Below are 16,326 nucleotides of genomic sequence, written 5' to 3'. Positions count from 1 at the left end.
TAAATGCTACTACCACGGCAGTCGCGGGTCGAGCTCCCGCGCGAAGAAACTTGACGCCGCCAACAGAATCGCGTTGGCGCGCTTCAGTTCTCGCACCTCAGACTCGAGCTCCTTGATCTTCTTGCCGTCCTCCGTCGTAGTGCCCTGTCGCCTCCCCGCATCGATCTGCGCCTGGCTGATCCAAGCGCGCAGCGTGTCCGGCACGATCCCGAGCTTCGGGCCGATCCGCTTCGTCGCCGCGTTCAGCGACAGTTTGGGGTCTTCGGCCATCGCCTCGGCGACCAACCGCGCTGCCCGGTCCCGCAGCTCCTGCGGGTACTTCCGTTGTGCTGGCATGCTTCCACCTTCCCGTGGAATCAGGCCCTACGCAAAACCCGGGGTGGTTCACATGCGTCACCCGACAGCTCCGGCACCGCGCCCGGCGCGGCCGCAGACGCTCGGCGGCACCGACGACCGGGCGGGAACGAGCGAAACCCCACCCGCCGAGCACCCCCAACCCGCAGCCCGGACAGCTGATCTGCCCGGCCAGCAGGCGGAACTCGACGGAACCAGCATCGGCGCTTACCGTGACCAACGTGCGTCCTTTCGCACACGCACGGCACCCCCGTCCACATCCGCCAAGAAGTCGAGGGGGTGCCGTGCACCCAACAGTTCCTCGACACTCTGACGACGCCGACCACCGGCCACAACCCCCGAGCCGAATCCGACCAGCCCGTCCGCACGCTCAACGACGGATCAGATCAAATCCTCCGCACACCCAGCGACGGTTAACAGGTGGGCATGTCGAGAACCCGCAGCAGACGGGTGGGTGGCGTCCCATGGTGGTGCAGCGTTACTTCGCCGGAGCGGTTGTGATCATCAAGGTCGGCGGCGACCTCATCAGCTCCGCCGACGCCTGATCGCCACCATCGGATCAGCGACAGCCGGCGGCAACGTATCGGTCACCTACCCACGCGGCACGAGCACCGTCACAGTCGGATCAGCCATCTCGCCGTGATCGCCGAGTCCCTACGGGGTCAGACTGTGGGGATCGACCCGGCTCAGCGGGTCAGGCCGGTGGCAGAGGCTGACTGCGGCCCGTTGATCCGGCGTTGAGACGCATCTGGTCCAGGCCGATCAGCTCGGCGGTCGCGTCTTTCCTGGCGTGTTCGTATTCGGCCAGCGCGTAGGAACCGAATATTGGTACCGCCAAGGCGATGTGACCGCGGTGCAGGCTGTAGAGGTCGCCTTCGCGCATCAACGCGTCGCGCACCTGGGAAAGCTCCTGCACGGTTCTTCCCAGGGCTCGCGCAACCGAGCTGGTGGTCGAGGTGCCACCCAGCGATGCCAGGGCTGCGATGTACTCCATCTGCCGCTCGGGCATCGCCCGCCACCGGGGGCCCAGAGTGCGGCGGGCAAGATCATCGTGGGCTTGCGCCAGCCCGGCCCGCGATTCGGTCAGGCCGATCAACCCGGGGCCCACCGCGGCGAGCCACGCCGCATGGGCGAACATCTGAACGTGGGCGGGGTGGCCATTGCTGGCGGCGACAAGCTCGGTGGCCGCCCGTGGATCCCATCGCACACCGAGCCGGCGCGCCGGCTCCACGACCGCGAACAATGCGTCCTCCGGGGCCAGCGCCACCGGCAGTTCCTCCAGCAAGAACAACCGGTCAGGGTGGGTCACCCTCGCCAGACGCAACACGTCCGGTGTGTGCGGCAGCCCAGTCCCGGCGAACAGCACTGCTGCATTTCGGTGGTCCACGGTCAGCCGGTGCAAAGTTGCCGCAAGCAGGGCCAGGTCCGACCCAGCAGCCTCCTGCATCTCATCGATCGTCAAAAGCAGACCGCCCCCGGGGGTGTCGCTGCGCACCTCGTCGGCCAGGGCCGCCAGCGCCTCGGCGAGCGTGCCGGGGTCCGGATGCCCGGTCGGTGTCTCTCGTTGCGTCGCGATTCCCAGGCTCACACCGGCGACCCCGAGACTGATGCTCGCGATGCGGTCGAACGCCTGCTTGGCGCGGGTCCATGGGCCACTGTGGCGGGCGATCCCGCTGGCCGCCCGCTCAAGAAGCGATGACACGAGTCCTGTTCGTCCTGACACCGCCTGCAGGTTGATGACCTCGAACCCACTGCCCCGTGCCTGCTCCCCGTAGACGGACACTGCCACCGTTTTGCCGACACCCCTGGGTCCGACCAGGATCACGTCCTGCGTACGCGTACGACCCACCGTGGACACATCGTTGAGCCCGATCATCAGCCGATGCAGCAGCCCATCGCGGCCCGCCAGGACAGGCGGGAGCGTGCCGGCACCAGGACTGTAGGGGCTGCCCTCCACAACCTACCTTCCCTTCATACTCATTCATACAAAGACATTTGTATGAACGACTATAACCCAAGCAGTGGGTCTGCCGGAGGGCGTCGACTCCGCATGGCTGGTCCGTTCCAACGACTGTTTGACACACCCGGCCGAACTGCGGCTGCGTGGTGGCCATGGCTGCTGGCTCGGATCGCTGCCATCCGGCGCCGCTGCTATCCCCACGGCGCGTAGTGGGCTGCATCAGCGTTCCCGCAGTCGGTCGGAACGCAGAGGGTGATGATCACGGGCGTACCGCCGATATGGTCGACCTACCAAGCGCCTCGGTAACGCACCACGACCGCAGCACAACACGGTCCCGGCCCGTGAGGTGGTTGCCCGAGACGATGGTGGGCCAGTACCGCGCGCGAGCCTGGTGCGGGCTGTCGGACACACACCACCGGCGCTCGGCAGATAGCAAGGGGCCGCGTCAAGCGTTTGCCTGCCGGTCAAGCCTTGAAGCGAACGGGTTGCGTGACCGCTCAAACCCGACCTGGTGATCGTGAAGGCAACGACGCGGCCTCGATCCAAGGACGAACCGGATGAGTAGTGGCACCACCGATGTGTCTGCAGAGTGCTTCTTGTCGTGCCCGGTCGGTTCCGTGGACTCATTCGGTCGTTGATCGAACGATTCACGTGAGTGCGGCCAGCCAGGCGTTCAAAGTGGCTGGAGCATCACTGCCCAGGTCGGCGATCAGGGCTGTCTGCGCCTGACGCCACGCGTCGCCGGCTTCGGCGAGTTTGGCGGTGCCGGCCGCGGTGATCTCAACCGCCAGTGAGCGTCCGGTGGTTGAGGTGTCGGTGCTGGCGGCCCAGCCGCGGTCGATCAGGATGGCCAGATTGCGGCTCATGGTGGAGCGTTCCAGGGCCAGCAGCTCCGCGACGACCGTCGGTTTCACCGGTCCGCGGCAGGCAGTCAATGTGGACAGGACCTCCAGCTGTTGCAGGGACAGCCCGACCGGCCGCAGGTGCCGTTCGAATTCGCGGGACACCAGCCGGTGCAGTCGCCCGACCCGCACACCGACGCAGCCGGCCACCATGTCCTGGGTCAACTGCTCGGCGACACGTCGGTCCCGATCAGATTCCTTTTTTTGTTGCATGTACATCACCTCTACGTCGTAGTGTAACTACACCCAATCAGATGTAGGTACACCACTGGAGGTTCCAGATGTCGTCGCTGCACACCCTCACCACCCGCAACCAGGATTTCCTCGAGCACCGGTTCCCGGGACCGCTGGAACTGCGGCCCCGGCTGCGGGCCACGATCATCGGCTGCCTGGATCCCCGGGTCGATCCGGCGCAGGTCCTGGGCTTGGAGTTGGGTGATGCCCCGGTGATCCGCAACATCGGTGGCCGGATCACGCCGGCGGTACTGGACATCCTCAATCTGCTGGCACTGGGTTTCCCCGCCCAGATCGGCCCGGCCAGCGAAGAGGCCAAGGGCGACCTGATTGTGCTGCACCACAACCAATGTGGCATCACCCGCATGCAGGGCCACCCGGAGCAACTGGCCGCCGCATTCGGTATCGATGCCGCCGACCTGGCCGCCAAGTCCGTCGGCGACCCGCACGCCTCTCTCGAGGTGGACGTGCAGGTGCTGCGCAATCATCCGGGCATCAGCGACTCCTACCGAGTGACGGGGATGTTCTACGACGTCACCACCGGCCAGGTGCAGATCACCGTCCCGGCCCAGGTGACGGTGTGAGGCCCACCATCGTGGTCACCGGTGCAACAGGTTCCCCCGGCTTGCAGGTGGTCGGGCAGCTGCTGGCCCGGGGAAGTAGTGATTGCCCTCCACGACGACAGTTGCATCGCTGTCGGCGATCACCCGGCCGTTGAACACTGCCTGCACCATCGCCCCACCCATCCGTTTCGCTGAGACAAGCCCTGACCGCCAGGCCAGACCGTATGCCGGAAACCCGGCGATATGCCGCCTTCATTCCAACTTTTGGAAGGTCACCTTGGCTCTTTGCCACCCCCGCCCCGGACGCCGCCGGGTGCATCCCTTGTTCAGAAGGTCCACCGGTTGGTCTCCGCGGAGCGTCGGCGCGCTCCCGGGATCCTTCTCACGGTCGCGGTTCACACCGCCGAGGACGACACCCGCTTCCAGGACCGGACGCCGAGCATCAGCAGCGCACCCAACACCACGCCGAAGACCAGATGCTCGGTGAAGACCGTGCCCCACCCGGCCGACTTCGCGATGTGGGTGATCTGGTCGCCGCTGTTGAAAATCGCGGCCATCAACGGCAACGCAAGGAAGGCACTGAACAGGAACACCAGCGCACCCCACGGCAGACCCGCGACCAGCAACATCGGGCTGCCGAGCTTGAGCATCCTGACCACAACAGCGAAGACCGCCCCGTACCCGGCACCCACCATTATGTGGATCAACACGCCGCTCACGTCCGGACCGAAGGAGAAATAGAATTCCGAACCCATCATTTCCGTCACGTGACATTGGTGCTGGTGACGCCCCCGGACCGCCTGCCCGACGCTCCATCCTTGCTTGGCAGATAACGAAGCTCAGGGCTATCCATCTGAGCCGACTTAGACGATGGGGGGGTTCGCGACGCCAGGGTCGGCTGGTGCGGGTGCGGTCCAGGCTGGGTGGGTGACCTCGGCTTCCGGGTGGTGTCGGCGGGACGCCCTTCGGGGCTGGCCGGGCGATGAGTTGTCGGTAGCGGAGCGGGTCGTGTTCGACGGCTAGTTGCAGTACTCGCAGGAAGACCAGTCCGCGGCTGGCCGAACGGTGGCGGTTGAACCGGAAGCAGAACTCGTCCAGATACCCGTCGAGGTGTTCGATATTCACGGCACCCTGGTGGGTGCTCAGCAGCCAGCGCTTGGCCAGCGATGCGATCCTGTGCACTCCGGGCAGCAGCTTGTCGATGTCCTGGCCCAGGGCCTTCGCGGCGCGCTGGCTGCGCCGGTCATGCGTGTACCCCAACTTGTCGATGCCCAGATACCCGGTCCATCCGTCGGTGACCACCGTGGATCCTGGGGCGAGGTTGTCAGTGATGAACGTGTGCAGGGTGCTGGCGGAGACGTCGGGGATGATGCGCAGCCGGCACCGCCCGAAGCCCTCGGGCGACTTGACTTCCACCGCAATGGCGACCAGGGCCTTCTTGCCCTTGGCTCGTCCGCCGGCCAGTCCGGCCTCCTCGCCGCCGATGTAGGTCTCATCGACTTCCACCCTTCCGGTCAACCGCTCCCGGCCAGGCCGGATCAGCACCGAGCGCAACCGGTGCAGCATCGCCCAGGCGGTCTGGTACGAGCCGATCTGCAGCGTCCGCTTCAACGCCAACGCCGAGACGCCATCCTTGGCCGTGGCAAACTCCCAGCACACCTGGAACCAGACCGTCAGCGGGGTCCGGCGACGGTCGAACATCGTGCCGGCCGTTACGGCAGTCTGTGCCTTGCACTGCGCACACTTGAAGCTGCCGTCCGCGACCCGCCAACCCCCGGCGTGCTCGCAGCGCGGGCAGACGAAACCGTCCGGCCAGCGCAGCCACTCCAGGAAGTCCAGACAGTCCGCATCCGTGGCGAACCACGACTGGAACTCGCCCAGAGACCGCGGATACTGGATCCCACCGTGTGGGTGATCGACCGGCACCGCACCAGCCTAGTCGGCTCAGATGGATAGCCCTGAGATCGCTTTATAGCCAAGCAGCGACTGCGGCCGATGACGCGGGCGAGGAGGAGACCATAGGGGTAGAGGGTGTCTGGATGGGCCCCGCGTCCACAATATGCGGGACATGTGACCTCTGCTTCGCGCGGCTCGTCTTACCAAGGACCCGACCCAGACCGCGAGGATCAACTTCTGTCATGCAGATGCTCACGATTGGCCAGTGTTGCTCGATCTGTGCTCAGTGGCCTGGTTCGCTACCTCGCCGATGGCGCGGCTGTGGAGGTAGTGGCGGCTTGTTCGATTTCCAGCAACTGCTCACCGTGGCGTTCGCGGTCGTAGGCGGCTCGGCCACCGCGCAGGCCGAACAGGTGCTTGGACAGCAGCAGGTAGATGACCGCGGCGAGGTTGACGATGAAGGCGCCGGCCCGGGTGAAGGTGACGCCGCCCAGCAAATCCCGTATCTCCAGCGGTAGGAAGATGGAGGTGGCGACGACGGCGAAGTACTCGCCCCACCGCTTGGCCAGCCACAGACCCGCTGATTCGATCAGTTCGATCGCGGCGTAGGCGGCCAGCAAGAGCGCGATGAGCGTCAACCGGCTCGGCGCCTGGTCCAGCGCCTTCTGCAGATCTTTCACCAGCGCGAGTTGGTCCACGTGGACACCGACCGCGCGGAACGCCGGCAGGTCCCGGTCGACGGCGGTTTGGATGGAGTCGTGGGCGTTGCGGAATTTCAGCACCGCCCACACCGCGAACGCCAGCAGCGCCGCGCGGATCAGTCGTTCAGTGGCGAGCACCCGCAGGATCGTGGCCTGCCGCAGGGCTTTGCCGCGCAGCACCAGCGGCGCGGTGTCGGCCGGTCCGCCGCCGGCTGGCGGTCCGGGGACGAAGTTGCCGCACCGCAGGCAACGCCATGCCTGCCCGACGGCGGTGTCGGTACGCAGCCGACCAGCCAGGTCTGCCTCTTGCGGCCGGTAGGTGGCGTGCCCGCGGCGGCCACAGGCGCGTAGTTCCCACCGGTTCGGTTTCACCGCCGGTTGCTCGTTGCTCACCTGTCTCCTTTGTTCTCGATGAGGCCCTGCGGCCGATTCCCGCTGGCCTGCTCGCGGTCTACTGGTTGGTGATGACCGTTCAGCGGGGGGTGTGCGGGCTGTCCGTGCCGGTGGCCAGGCTGCGGTCACCGGCGGCTTTACCGGTTTGTGGGTCGCCGTGTTCCATCGTCGGGGCGGCGGCTTTGGCGACGACGTTGCTGTAAAGGAGGGCGGCGGCGATGCCGCCGACGATCGGTGCGAGCAGGTACACCCACAGCGAGGTGAAAGTTCCGGACATGATTGCCGGGCCCAACGCCCGGTCGGGGTTGACGGCGCCGCCGGTGATGCCGCCGCCGATCAGCACCGCGGCGACCAGGGCGAAGCCGATGGAGGGGGCGGCCAGGGCAGCCGGGACCCGCGGGTCGGTGGCGACCGCCATGATCACGAACACCAGCAGGAAGGTGATCAACGCTTCCACGACGAACGCCCGGACGTCGCTGACCCCGGCGGAGGGCACGGTGGCACCCAGGTGCGCCGTGGTGCGGGCGGCGTTGCCGAAGGTCGCCCAGGTGGCGCCGGCCCCGGCGATCGCGCCGAGCAGCTGGAACCCGAGGTAGACCGGGACGTAGCGCCACGGGAATTTTCCGGTGACCGCGAGTCCGAGGGTGACCGCGGCGTTCATGTGCGCGCCGGACACCTGCCCCAGCCCGCCGACCAACGCGGCCAGCACCAACCCGAATGCCAACGCAACGGCGAGGGAGTCCGGGGGTGGTCCGGCGGTGGATTTGCCCAGCGCGCCGGCGGCGGCGGTGGCCGTTCCGGTGTAGATCAGGAAAAAGGTACCGACGGCTTCGGCGATACCGGCGCGGATGCCGTTACCCGGGTCCAGGCGGTGTCCGTTGAATCCGGTGTCGGTGCTGGCTGAGGTGGTCACATTCACTCCATGCAAGCGATGGGGCGGCGGGTTGCGGTTGAGGTAGCGGCGGCCAGTCCCGGCCGGTACAGACGAATTCGGATGCGACTGCCCCGTGTTAGGTGAGCCCCTGACTTTCCAGTCTGTCCAGCAACGATTCCAGCGCTTCCTCGAATTCGTCGTCGGTGTAGGGGCGGGTCAGTTCGGCCTGAATGGCGTCCAGGTGGGGATAGTCCGATAGATAGACCGGTGGCGCCGGTTGCGGTTCAGCTCGTCCGACTTCGGCACTGATGCTGCCCAGTGCGGTGACCTCGAGCAGTAGGTGACCCAGCAGGAAGCAGGAGAACGCCCGGTAGGCAGAGACCGCGGCCCGGTCGGAAAACCCGGCGTCATGCAACGTCCGCAGAAATCTTTCCATCCACCTCAGACTGCGCAGCGGCGGCTGGATCCACGGCGCCGACTGGGGTCGCGTGGCGATCAACGCGAACAGTAACTGGTCAGGTGTGGGCGGGTAGCCAGGGGTTCCTGCTGGTCAGCTGGGTGAGGGCGGCCAGGGCTGGTACGCCGTGTTTTGCGGTCGTTTGTAGGTAGGAGCGGAGGTCCGCGAAGTGTCCGGCTCCTTTTTCGGTGCGCATGGTGCCCGATATTTTCTGTCGGATCTTGGTCATGCGGATCTCTTGTTCGGTGGGGTTGTTGGTGAACGGGATCGCCGGGTCGGAGGCGAATTTGAGGTAGTCGACTTCTCTGCGGTGGATGCGGCGGGCCAGTGCTCGGTGTTTGCGGCCGATGGCGCCGTCGGGGTGGGTGGCGGCGAGGAGGGCGTGCCGGATCTTGACGGTTTCGGCGGCGATGACCGCCTGGTCGACGGGGGTGTCGGGGTGGGCGGCGGCCGCTTTGTGCAGGGTGAGCAGCGCGTCGCGGACTTGCTGCGCCCAGCACCAGGCGCCGGGCAGGTCTGTGTTGCTGGCGTGGTGGTGGTCGGTGACGGCCTGTAGCTCGCGGAGCAGATGCGCATTGCACAGCGCATGCCGCGCGGCGGTGTAGGTGTCATACGGTGCCCACGCGTCGTGGACGGCGGTGCCGGTGAAGCCGGGCAGGATGTTCATCTTGGCCATCGCTTCGGTACCGCGTCTGCGGTGGAAGAACAGTCTGGTGAAGGCCGGGGTGGACGCGGAGTGCAGCCAGTGGTTGCGACCTTCGCAGCGCAGCCCGGTAAAGTGCACCACCGGAGAGGATTTCAAGCGGGCGGTGACCTGGGCCAAAAATTGGGCTCTTGTGACGTTCTCGTGGGTGGTTTGACCCCTGGTTGTGGGCGACACACCGGGCTGCGTATAGGTTCTGGCTTATCTAGGGTCAGTCACTATCCAGGAGCACGGTGTGCGCGGTGTAACGATATGGCGAAAGCTGCTCGGTGTCGAGCAACTGCAGGTGTGCGATGTGGCGTGGGAGGAGGCCGACGACCGGCAGGTGCTGGTCGTTTCGGTGCGTGCGACGAAGGGCGCCCGGAGTAGGTGCGGTCGATGCCGGCGTAGACGGCCGGGCTATGACCAGGGCGGCGGAACCCGGCGGTGGCGGTCGCTGGACTGGGGGTCGACGATGGTATTCCTGCAGGCTGCGGCTCCGCGGGTGAACTGCCGGACGCACGGGGTGGTCGTCGCGGCGGTGCCGTGGGCCCGACCCGGCGCGCGGGCAACCCGAGCGTTTGAAGACCAGTGCGCGTGGTTGGCGGCGCACACCGCTTCGTCGGTGGTGGCGCAGTTGATGCGGACGTCGTGGCGGCACGTGAGCGCAATCATCGAGCACGTCGTCGCCGACGGTTTGGCCGGCCGGGACGTGCTCGCGGGGCTGCGGCGGATCGGCATCGATGAAATCTCCCACCGCAAAGGCCAGCGGTATCTGACGTGCGTGGTCGATCAAGACTCCGGCAGATTGGTGTGGGCCGCACCGGGCCGCAACAGCGACACCCTGGGTCGGTTCTTCGACCAACTCGGCCCAGAACGGGCGGCGGCGTTGACGCACGTCTCGGCCGACGGGGCGCAGTGGATCCACGACACCGTGACGGCCCGCGCGCCGCAGGCGGTGCTGGGATTGGATCCGTTTCATATCGTGGGGTGGGCCACCCGGGAGTTGGACAAGGTCCGTCGTCAGACGTGGAACACGCTGCGGGGTAACAGTAGCTCTGCGCAGGCGTCGTCGGTGAAGGGCAGCCGCTGGGCATTGCTGAAAAACCCGGCGGACCTGTCCCCGGAGCAACGCGGGTCCCTCGCTTCGATCGCCCAGACCAACCGGCATCTGTATCGGGCGTATCTGCTGAAGGAGCAACTGCGCGCGGTGTTCCAGGTCAAGGGCCAGGCCGGCCGTGAACTGTTGGCCGGCTGGATCGCCTGGGCCCGCCGCTCCCAACTGCCCGGGTTCATCGCCCTGGCCGCAACGTTGAAGCGGTTCCAGCAGCTGATTTGGAACACCCTGATCCACCAGATGAGCAACGCCCAATCCGAGGCCACCAACACTCACCTACGGGCCTTGACCCGCAGGTCGTACGGCTTTCACAGCCCAGAAGCGTTGATAGCCATGGCAATGCTCACCCGCGGCGGGTTATGCCCGCCGCTTCCCGGACGCTAAACCACCCACGAAAACGTCAGGAGACCCCAAAAATTCGCCCAGGTCACCGGCGGCGCGACTGGTCACCGCGGCGACGGTGCCATCAGAGACAGGAATGCCGAACAGTTCGCTGATGGCCTGGGCGGTCCGCTTCTTGGACAGGAACTGCCCCATGAACAGATAGATGACGACCGCGCACATCACCGGCCCGTACTGCACGGGTCCGCCCGCCTGGGCGGGTGTGTCGCCGGTCGAGGTCTTCCCGCAGTGGCAGCGGCGGCTGATGATCTGATGTTCGGTGACGTGCACTTTGATCGGCGGGATGTCGAAGACCTGCCGGCGTGAGCAGCCAACCTCGGTCGCATCGGCCAGATCCGATCCGCAGCCAGTGCAGCAGCTCGGTTCGTGGCGGATCACCACATCCGGGTCGGCGACCTGGGCTGAAGTCTGCCCGCGGTGCCCGTCCTGTCCGCCGGGCTTGCGTGTGGACGGCGTGCGCAGCGACCTGGTCTTCGCCTTGCCGGGTCCGTCCGCCGATGGTGGCTTCGAGGAGTTCTGCGAGTTGGTCCGCAACCGTGCTTCCAGGTCCGCGACCCGCACCTTTAATGCCGCATTCTCGGCGCGGAGGGTGTTCAGTTCGGTGCGCATTTCGACGATCAGTTCCACCAGTTCGGCGTACGTCGGCTGCGTCATTCCATTATTATCGCATCAGACAACACCATTGTTCGGCGACACGCCGACACGGCTCACCCCACATAGATCGACATTCTCCGGTCTATTCGCCCAATGAATGACAGTCTATTTCACCGCGGTGAGACCTGACCAGTTACCGCGAACACATGTGGATGGCCGCGGGCGACACGCCGAACCCCGTGTGCGACGCGCTGCAGATATTCCTGCCACTGCGCGGTGTCGGTTTGGATGTCCGGGTCGGCGTACACCTCGTCGATGACCACCTCGACGATCCCGTCCAACAGTTCATCGCGGGTGCCGAACATGCGGGTCAGGGCGGCCACCGGCAGGCCCAGCTGATCGGCCAGACCGCGGACGGTGAACTCGCGGATGCCGCGGAGTTCGATCACCGCCGCGGCGGCCAGCAAAATCTCCGACCGATTGATCTGGCCAAGAGCGGTGACGCCGACCGGATCCGGCGGGTGCGGCTCCCGGCCCCGCTGGGGACCTACTGTGCGCGGCAGTTCGATGGCGCCGGCGGGGTGCTGCGACACGGGTGCTCTCCTGACCTGCCCCCCAGTTGTCCGCGGGAGTGAGGGTTGTCCTGCGCGTCCTGGACCGCGGCTGTCCGCCGCACACCTTCAGCCCTGGTCCCCCGGCGCCGAAACCACCGCAGCCTCTGCACGCGCATACCCTACCTGACCCAGATGGGGTCACACCAGTTTACCGATGATGCCGCCCAAGCCGCCGCCGGTACCGGCTCCGCCGCCGCCGGTGAACTTGCTGATCAGGTCGGCGGGGTTGATCCCGAACTTGGACAGCAGCCCGGCGTGCTGGTCGGTGTCGACCTGGTCGGGTAATTCCGTCGCGGCCTGGTCGGCCTGCTCGTGCTGGCCGTTGCCGTGCAAAAACTGCAGGATGGTGTCTTTGTCAAAGTTCATGGTGCCTTCTTCCATCAGAGGGGTGCAGCTACAGGCAATGCTTGCTGGCGCTGGACTGGCTGCGCTGAATGCAGTTGCGCGGCAGCGGTTAGAGCGTGTCTGCTAATCAATCGGCGCCTCGACGTTGATGATCTTCCTATGGCGCGTACAGGAGTGATCTCGGACGAGTTCTGGGCGGTGGTCGAGCCGTTGATGCCGGCCTACGGTGGTCGGCGTGGCCGTCCGTGGAACGATCACCGCGAGATGCTCGAGGCGATCTGCTGGCGCTACCGGACGGGCTCGCCGTGGCGGGATCTGCCGACCGAGCTGGGTCGTTGGCAGACGGTGTGGGCACGGCATTTCCGCTGGTCAACCGACGGTACCTATGACCGGATCTTGGTGGCCGCGAAACGGGCTGGGTTTGTCCAGGACGTTGAGGGTGACGCCGTCATCGAGTTGCTGTCGGTGGATTCCACGGTGGTGCGCGCGCACCAGCACGCGGCCGGGGCTCGCAAGAGCGTCACCTCGGAGGTCGTTTCGACGGTCGAGCAGGACACAGGGGGCACCATCGAATGACAAGAATTTGCCGGTCGAACCCGCTGACCACGCGTTGGGCCGATCCCGGGGCGGTCTGTCGACGAAGATCCATTCCTTGACCGATCAGCGGGCCTGCCCTGTGACGGTGATCCTGACGCCCGGCCAGGCCGGCGACAATCCCCAGTTGGTGCCGTTGTTGGATCTGCACCGCCGGCAGCAGCGGGGCGTTCGGGCCCGCCGGTTCCGGGTACTGGCCGATCGCGCGTATTCGCATCCCTCCACTCGGAAGGAGTTGCGGCGCAGACGTATCGGCAACACCATTCCGCAGCGCAGTGACCAGCAGGCCCATCGTCAGGCGAAGGGTTCACGCGGTGGCCGCCCACCAGGATTTGAAGCCGAGGAGTACAAACGCCGCAACGCCGTCGAACGCGGATACCGGGTAGCTGCTTGAGTAAAGTTCAGAACGGGACGTCCACTGCTGCAACAGGATTGCGCAGTTCAGCGAGCGGGTGTGGGTCTGTGTTCACGGCCTGCTGCAACAGTCGGTAGAACAAAAGCCCGCGACTCTTCGAGGTGCGTCGGTTGAACCGGAATGTGTATTCGTCCAGGTAGTAGGCCAGGTGCTCCTGGGAGACCGCGTAATGCAGGGTGCCGGTCAGCCAGCGTTTGAGCAGCGAGGCGACCATGTGGACGCCGGGGAGGTTGATGTGGGCGGGCTCGGCGCTGTCGGTCCCGACGAACGCGACGTGCTCGTAGCCGGCCGCGGTCAGCTTCTTCAGGTAGTTGGCGCCATCGGTTCTGACCGTTGATCCTTTGGCGATGACGCGGTCGGCGAAGCCGAGCATGCTGACCGATCGGGCTGTCTCGGCCAGCTCGATGCGGACCCTGCCCAGCTTGCGGCCGGGGATCGATTCCACTGCGATCATCGCCGCGGTGTGGTCCTTCACGCCGCCTGCGCGGCCGCGAGGCTCGTTGCCGATGAACACTTCATCTAACTCCACCACACCGGAGAGCAACTCCCGCTCGGGGCGGACCATCGCCCGGCGTAGCTTCTGCAGCCACGCCCACGCTGTTTCGTAGGATCCGAAACCCAGCACCCGCTGCAGACCTTGCGCGGACATCCCGTTCTTCTGCGAGGTGATGAACCAGATCGCCGCGAACCACGTCGACAGCGGCGTCCGGAGCCGGTGGAAGATCGTGCCGGCGGTCACCGACGTCTGCCGGCCACACCTGGTGCACATCCATTTCGCCTTCGCCGTACGCCAACCGCCGGGCGCCCCGCACACCGGACACACAAACCCCTGGGGCCACCGCAGACGCTCCAGATACGCCAGACACGACGAGTCATCCGGGAACCACTCCAGCAACTCCTGAAAGGTCCGGGGGTAATCGACACCACCGACCGGGTAGGCACACACTGGCTCTGACATGGCCAAATACTACTTGACTCAAGCAGCTACACAGTACGCGGATACGCCCGTCTGAAACAGTGGCGCGGCATCGCCACCCGCTATGACAAACACGCCCTGACATTCCTTGGCGGTGTCCATCTGGCCGCCAGCGTGCTGCACCTCCGCTGAATTACCAGACACGCTCTAGGCGGGCCGGGGGGTATCCGGGTCGCCGGGGTGGCTGGTGTCGATGTGTTCGCGGCGGACCGCTTCGGTGATCTGGCGTTGTTCGGTGACCGGGTACACCTCGATGCGGACCCGTTCCACGGGCATCACCTTCTTGGTGATGACCACTTCTTCCCTGTTCACGTACAGCCAGCGGGCGGTGTTGAGCTGCCCACCCCGATTCAGGTGCCGCGGCGCCGGACCCGGATCGGTGATCGGGTCCTGGACGAGCCGGTACTCCTCGTGGCTGACCTCGACGGTGATCGTCTGGGTTTCGGTGACCACGAATTTCTCCAGCCGCGCCGACCCGGAGGGCACCCGCACCGAGCTGACCCGCAGCTGTTCCTCGGACCGGACCAAAAAGTTGCGGTCCTCCCCCACCCCGACCGCGACCGAATCAGCCGCAAGGCGCAAGGCAGGATCAACTGGGAGATCAGTCATTTCATCGTCTTTCACTGCGCGGGGAATTAGTCGGAGGGTGCTGCACGCGTGGGTCAGCTGCGGTGCAGCAGGCCTTTGAGAACCTGGGTGGGGCGCTGCTGCTCACCCTGCGCCGCGCCCAGGACGATCAGCACCGCGGTGACCGCGGGGGTGACCCATTGCGCGATCCGGAGCTGCCGTTGGGCGGTGGCGACCTCGGGCGGGGTGGCGGCGGAGGGGATGACGGCGCCGTCGGCGGGGAACTGGCCGGCCTTGGCCACCACAGCACCTTTCCAGCCGGAGAACGCGGTGCTGGCCAAGGCGACGCCGGTGAGGGCGGCTTTGATGATGGTGTTCGCTGCGACGCCGTCCTGGCCGGCGACGCGGCCCTTGTTGGCTGCGATCAGCCCGATGCCGCCGATGGCGTGCGCCCCGATGGCCATAGCGTTCACCGGAGCCCACCGGGCCCAGCCGGCGGAGGCGGTCGCGGCGCGGTCCTTGCTGTCGATGACGCGGTTGGCGGTGCCGTTCAAACCGATGGCGCCCATCAGCGCGCCGCCGCACCACACGGCCAGGCCGACGTCGTGCAGGCTGCGGATCACGGTATTGCGTGTAGTCACTGACTCTTTCTCCTGAAACATGTTGTGCAGCAGAGGAGGTGGCCGACCGGCGTCAGTAGGTAGCGGTGCACCAGTGGTCGGACGCGGCGGGTGCGTCAGACGGTCAGGCCAACTTTGTCGACCTTGCGGTGGTAGCGCATACCGGCCAGTCCGCCGAGTAGGGCGGCGCCGAGGGTGACGATGATGATGGCCGCGATCGCGATGATCGTGGTGGTGGTGACGTTGCCTTCGCCGACGGGGATCCGCGGGAGGTTCAGGTTGGTGAGGATGTTGTATTTGTCGCCGGCGATCTTGACCAGGACGAAGATGACGACGGCGAACACGATGCCCCACAGCCAGACGGCCAGTCCCTGCTTGGCGCCGTTGAACCGGGCCATACGGGCGGCGACGTACCCGCCGCAGTAGTACGCGACAAACAGCACCACCAGCAGCAGAATCGCCCCGACCAGACCGACGGTCTTGGCGGTGCCGGTGCCGGCGGCGGCCTGGTTGGCGATGTCGGCGGTCGAGGTCTTGCTGGTCAAGGACAGCGCAACGCCGGCGGCGGTCAGCAGGCTGGTGAGGATGACGGCGATGCCGGCGGCGGCGACCCAGCCGAAAAATCCGGACCCGAACTTCATCCCGCCGAACTGCTCCTTCTCGCGTGTGATCACGGAATCGTGGTCGATGCCCAGGTCGGCGGCGTGCTCACCGTAGGAACGTGCGGGCGCATCGATCACCGGTTCCTGCACGGACACGCGGTTTCCTTGGGCGGGCACCGCGATGGGCTCTTCCCAGGTGGAGGTGGCGGCATAGCTGCCGTCGGCGGCCGGGGCGTAGCGGTCCACCGCGGGCGTCTGATCGACGGCGGCGACTCGGTCGGTGGGGTTGTAGCGCTCCCCGGTTTGGTCATCTGCGGGCGGTCGGTTCACGGGTGTGCTCATAGCGGGACTCCAGACGAGGGGGAAAAGGGGGCTCACGGGCCGCGGCGGCCGCGTACAGGTGCGTGTGCCGGCGGTGGGGGGGATGTCGTCGGGTGGCGCGGGGCGCAAGGAACGTTGTCCTG

Annotated in this window: 17 protein-coding genes and 4 pseudogenes; 4 read left to right on the top strand and 17 right to left on the bottom strand. The window is 66.3% G+C overall.

All coding sequences use genetic code 11. The features are described 5' to 3' along the window. Positions 1-9: 9 nt before the first annotated feature. From H7F38_RS04905 to H7F38_RS04895, 3 genes are all read right to left on the bottom strand, one after another. A complete protein-coding gene (locus H7F38_RS04905) occupies positions 10-336 on the bottom strand; it encodes a transposase (RefSeq protein WP_187093101.1) in 327 nt (108 codons plus the stop codon). 712 nt (positions 337-1,048) lie between these two features. Then, on the bottom strand, positions 1,049-2,203 hold the full coding sequence (locus tag H7F38_RS04900; RefSeq protein WP_370531297.1) for an AAA family ATPase: 1,155 nt from the start codon (positions 2,201-2,203) through the stop codon (positions 1,049-1,051). 758 nt (positions 2,204-2,961) lie between these two features. Beyond that, positions 2,962-3,429: a MarR family winged helix-turn-helix transcriptional regulator gene (locus H7F38_RS04895; protein ID WP_187093099.1), complete on the bottom strand. Its 468-nt coding sequence runs from the start codon at positions 3,427-3,429 to the stop codon at positions 2,962-2,964. A gap of 68 nt (positions 3,430-3,497) precedes the next feature. Here H7F38_RS04895 and H7F38_RS04890 point away from each other — a divergent pair, with 68 nt between their 5' ends. After that, positions 3,498-4,034, top strand: coding sequence for a carbonic anhydrase (locus H7F38_RS04890; protein WP_187093098.1), 537 nt, complete (start codon positions 3,498-3,500; stop codon positions 4,032-4,034). A 69-nt stretch (positions 4,035-4,103) separates the two neighbouring features. On the opposite strand, the pseudogene H7F38_RS26490 reads toward H7F38_RS04890, so the two are convergent. The 7 genes and pseudogenes from H7F38_RS26490 to H7F38_RS04860 form a co-directional block, all read right to left on the bottom strand. Then, a pseudogene (locus H7F38_RS26490) lies at positions 4,104-4,184 on the bottom strand (DUF427 domain-containing protein); the annotation flags it as partial. A gap of 224 nt (positions 4,185-4,408) precedes the next feature. Beyond that, positions 4,409-4,771: a hypothetical protein gene (locus H7F38_RS04885; RefSeq protein WP_187095003.1), complete on the bottom strand. Its 363-nt coding sequence runs from the start codon at positions 4,769-4,771 to the stop codon at positions 4,409-4,411. 223 nt (positions 4,772-4,994) lie between these two features. Continuing rightward, a pseudogene (locus tag H7F38_RS04880) lies at positions 4,995-5,939 on the bottom strand (IS1595 family transposase); the annotation flags it as partial. A 269-nt stretch (positions 5,940-6,208) separates the two neighbouring features. Beyond that, entirely contained in the window at positions 6,209-7,003 is a 795-nt protein-coding gene (locus H7F38_RS04875) for a DUF2127 domain-containing protein (RefSeq protein WP_222618458.1), read from the bottom strand. Positions 7,004-7,082: 79 nt separating this feature from the next. Continuing rightward, positions 7,083-7,916 (bottom strand): MIP/aquaporin family protein, encoded by an 834-nt coding sequence (locus tag H7F38_RS04870; RefSeq protein ID WP_222618457.1) that lies wholly within the window; start codon positions 7,914-7,916, stop codon positions 7,083-7,085. Positions 7,917-8,013: 97 nt separating this feature from the next. Further along, the gene (locus H7F38_RS04865) at positions 8,014-8,313 is read right to left on the bottom strand and encodes a TetR/AcrR family transcriptional regulator C-terminal domain-containing protein (RefSeq protein WP_187093097.1); all 300 of its coding nucleotides are present in this window, start codon (positions 8,311-8,313) and stop codon (positions 8,014-8,016) included. Between the two features lie 79 nt (positions 8,314-8,392). Further along, on the bottom strand, positions 8,393-9,214 hold the full coding sequence (locus H7F38_RS04860; protein WP_187093096.1) for a transposase: 822 nt from the start codon (positions 9,212-9,214) through the stop codon (positions 8,393-8,395). 58 nt (positions 9,215-9,272) lie between these two features. Here H7F38_RS04860 and H7F38_RS04855 point away from each other — a divergent pair, with 58 nt between their 5' ends. Then, the gene (locus H7F38_RS04855) at positions 9,273-10,517 is read left to right on the top strand and encodes an ISL3 family transposase (protein ID WP_187093095.1); all 1,245 of its coding nucleotides are present in this window, start codon (positions 9,273-9,275) and stop codon (positions 10,515-10,517) included. Here H7F38_RS04855 and H7F38_RS04850 read toward each other — a convergent pair. From H7F38_RS04850 to H7F38_RS04840, 3 genes are all read right to left on the bottom strand, one after another. After that, a complete protein-coding gene (locus tag H7F38_RS04850; RefSeq protein WP_187091116.1) occupies positions 10,491-11,189 on the bottom strand; it encodes a DUF6444 domain-containing protein in 699 nt (232 codons plus the stop codon). The two genes, H7F38_RS04855 and H7F38_RS04850, sit on opposite strands and share 27 nt — an antisense overlap. 110 nt (positions 11,190-11,299) lie before the next feature. After that, positions 11,300-11,722: a TetR/AcrR family transcriptional regulator gene (locus H7F38_RS04845; RefSeq protein ID WP_187093094.1), complete on the bottom strand. Its 423-nt coding sequence runs from the start codon at positions 11,720-11,722 to the stop codon at positions 11,300-11,302. A gap of 159 nt (positions 11,723-11,881) precedes the next feature. Continuing rightward, on the bottom strand, positions 11,882-12,124 hold the full coding sequence (locus H7F38_RS04840) for a hypothetical protein (RefSeq protein ID WP_222618456.1): 243 nt from the start codon (positions 12,122-12,124) through the stop codon (positions 11,882-11,884). 123 nt (positions 12,125-12,247) lie between these two features. On the opposite strand from H7F38_RS04840, the pseudogene H7F38_RS25870 reads away from it, so the two are divergent. Beyond that, positions 12,248-13,061 (top strand): annotated as a pseudogene (locus H7F38_RS25870) (IS5 family transposase); the annotation flags it as partial. A gap of 22 nt (positions 13,062-13,083) precedes the next feature. Here the strand turns inward: H7F38_RS25870 and H7F38_RS04825 are convergent. After that, positions 13,084-14,055 (bottom strand): IS1595 family transposase, encoded by a 972-nt coding sequence (locus H7F38_RS04825; RefSeq protein ID WP_187091427.1) that lies wholly within the window; start codon positions 14,053-14,055, stop codon positions 13,084-13,086. Between the two features lie 36 nt (positions 14,056-14,091). Between H7F38_RS04825 and H7F38_RS04820 the strand changes: the two are divergent. Beyond that, positions 14,092-14,205: pseudogene (locus tag H7F38_RS04820) on the top strand (IS5 family transposase); the annotation flags it as partial. A 15-nt stretch (positions 14,206-14,220) separates the two neighbouring features. Here the strand turns inward: H7F38_RS04820 and H7F38_RS04815 are convergent. The 3 genes from H7F38_RS04815 to H7F38_RS04805 all read right to left on the bottom strand — a co-directional run bounded on the left by H7F38_RS04815 (position 14,221) and on the right by H7F38_RS04805 (position 16,204). After that, positions 14,221-14,682 (bottom strand): YsnF/AvaK domain-containing protein, encoded by a 462-nt coding sequence (locus H7F38_RS04815; RefSeq protein WP_187093091.1) that lies wholly within the window; start codon positions 14,680-14,682, stop codon positions 14,221-14,223. Positions 14,683-14,735: 53 nt separating this feature from the next. Next, the gene (locus H7F38_RS04810; RefSeq protein ID WP_187093090.1) at positions 14,736-15,281 is read right to left on the bottom strand and encodes a hypothetical protein; all 546 of its coding nucleotides are present in this window, start codon (positions 15,279-15,281) and stop codon (positions 14,736-14,738) included. 95 nt (positions 15,282-15,376) lie between these two features. Next, a complete protein-coding gene (locus H7F38_RS04805; RefSeq protein WP_187093089.1) occupies positions 15,377-16,204 on the bottom strand; it encodes a hypothetical protein in 828 nt (275 codons plus the stop codon). Positions 16,205-16,326 lie beyond the last annotated feature (122 nt).

Origin of the sequence: Nakamurella sp. PAMC28650 (assembly GCF_014303395.1) — a bacterium.
GTDB lineage: Bacteria > Actinomycetota > Actinomycetes > Mycobacteriales > Nakamurellaceae > Nakamurella.
Note: the sequence above shows the minus strand (reverse complement) of the source record. Positions and strands in the feature narration are given on the sequence as shown.

Coding starts and splice junctions, on each gene's coding strand:
- H7F38_RS04825 (WP_187091427.1), bottom strand. CDS start 14,055: ATGTCAGAGCCAGTGTGTGCCTACCCGGTCGGTGGTGTCGATTACCCC.
- H7F38_RS04850 (WP_187091116.1), bottom strand. CDS start 11,189: ATGACGCAGCCGACGTACGCCGAACTGGTGGAACTGATCGTCGAAATG.
- H7F38_RS04815 (WP_187093091.1), bottom strand. CDS start 14,682: ATGACTGATCTCCCAGTTGATCCTGCCTTGCGCCTTGCGGCTGATTCG.
- H7F38_RS04895 (WP_187093099.1), bottom strand. CDS start 3,429: ATGCAACAAAAAAAGGAATCTGATCGGGACCGACGTGTCGCCGAGCAG.
- H7F38_RS04805 (WP_187093089.1), bottom strand. CDS start 16,204: ATGAGCACACCCGTGAACCGACCGCCCGCAGATGACCAAACCGGGGAG.
- H7F38_RS04890 (WP_187093098.1), top strand. CDS start 3,498: ATGTCGTCGCTGCACACCCTCACCACCCGCAACCAGGATTTCCTCGAG.
- H7F38_RS04885 (WP_187095003.1), bottom strand. CDS start 4,771: ATGATGGGTTCGGAATTCTATTTCTCCTTCGGTCCGGACGTGAGCGGC.
- H7F38_RS04905 (WP_187093101.1), bottom strand. CDS start 336: ATGCCAGCACAACGGAAGTACCCGCAGGAGCTGCGGGACCGGGCAGCG.
- H7F38_RS04840 (WP_222618456.1), bottom strand. CDS start 12,124: ATGGAAGAAGGCACCATGAACTTTGACAAAGACACCATCCTGCAGTTT.
- H7F38_RS04865 (WP_187093097.1), bottom strand. CDS start 8,313: ATGGAAAGATTTCTGCGGACGTTGCATGACGCCGGGTTTTCCGACCGG.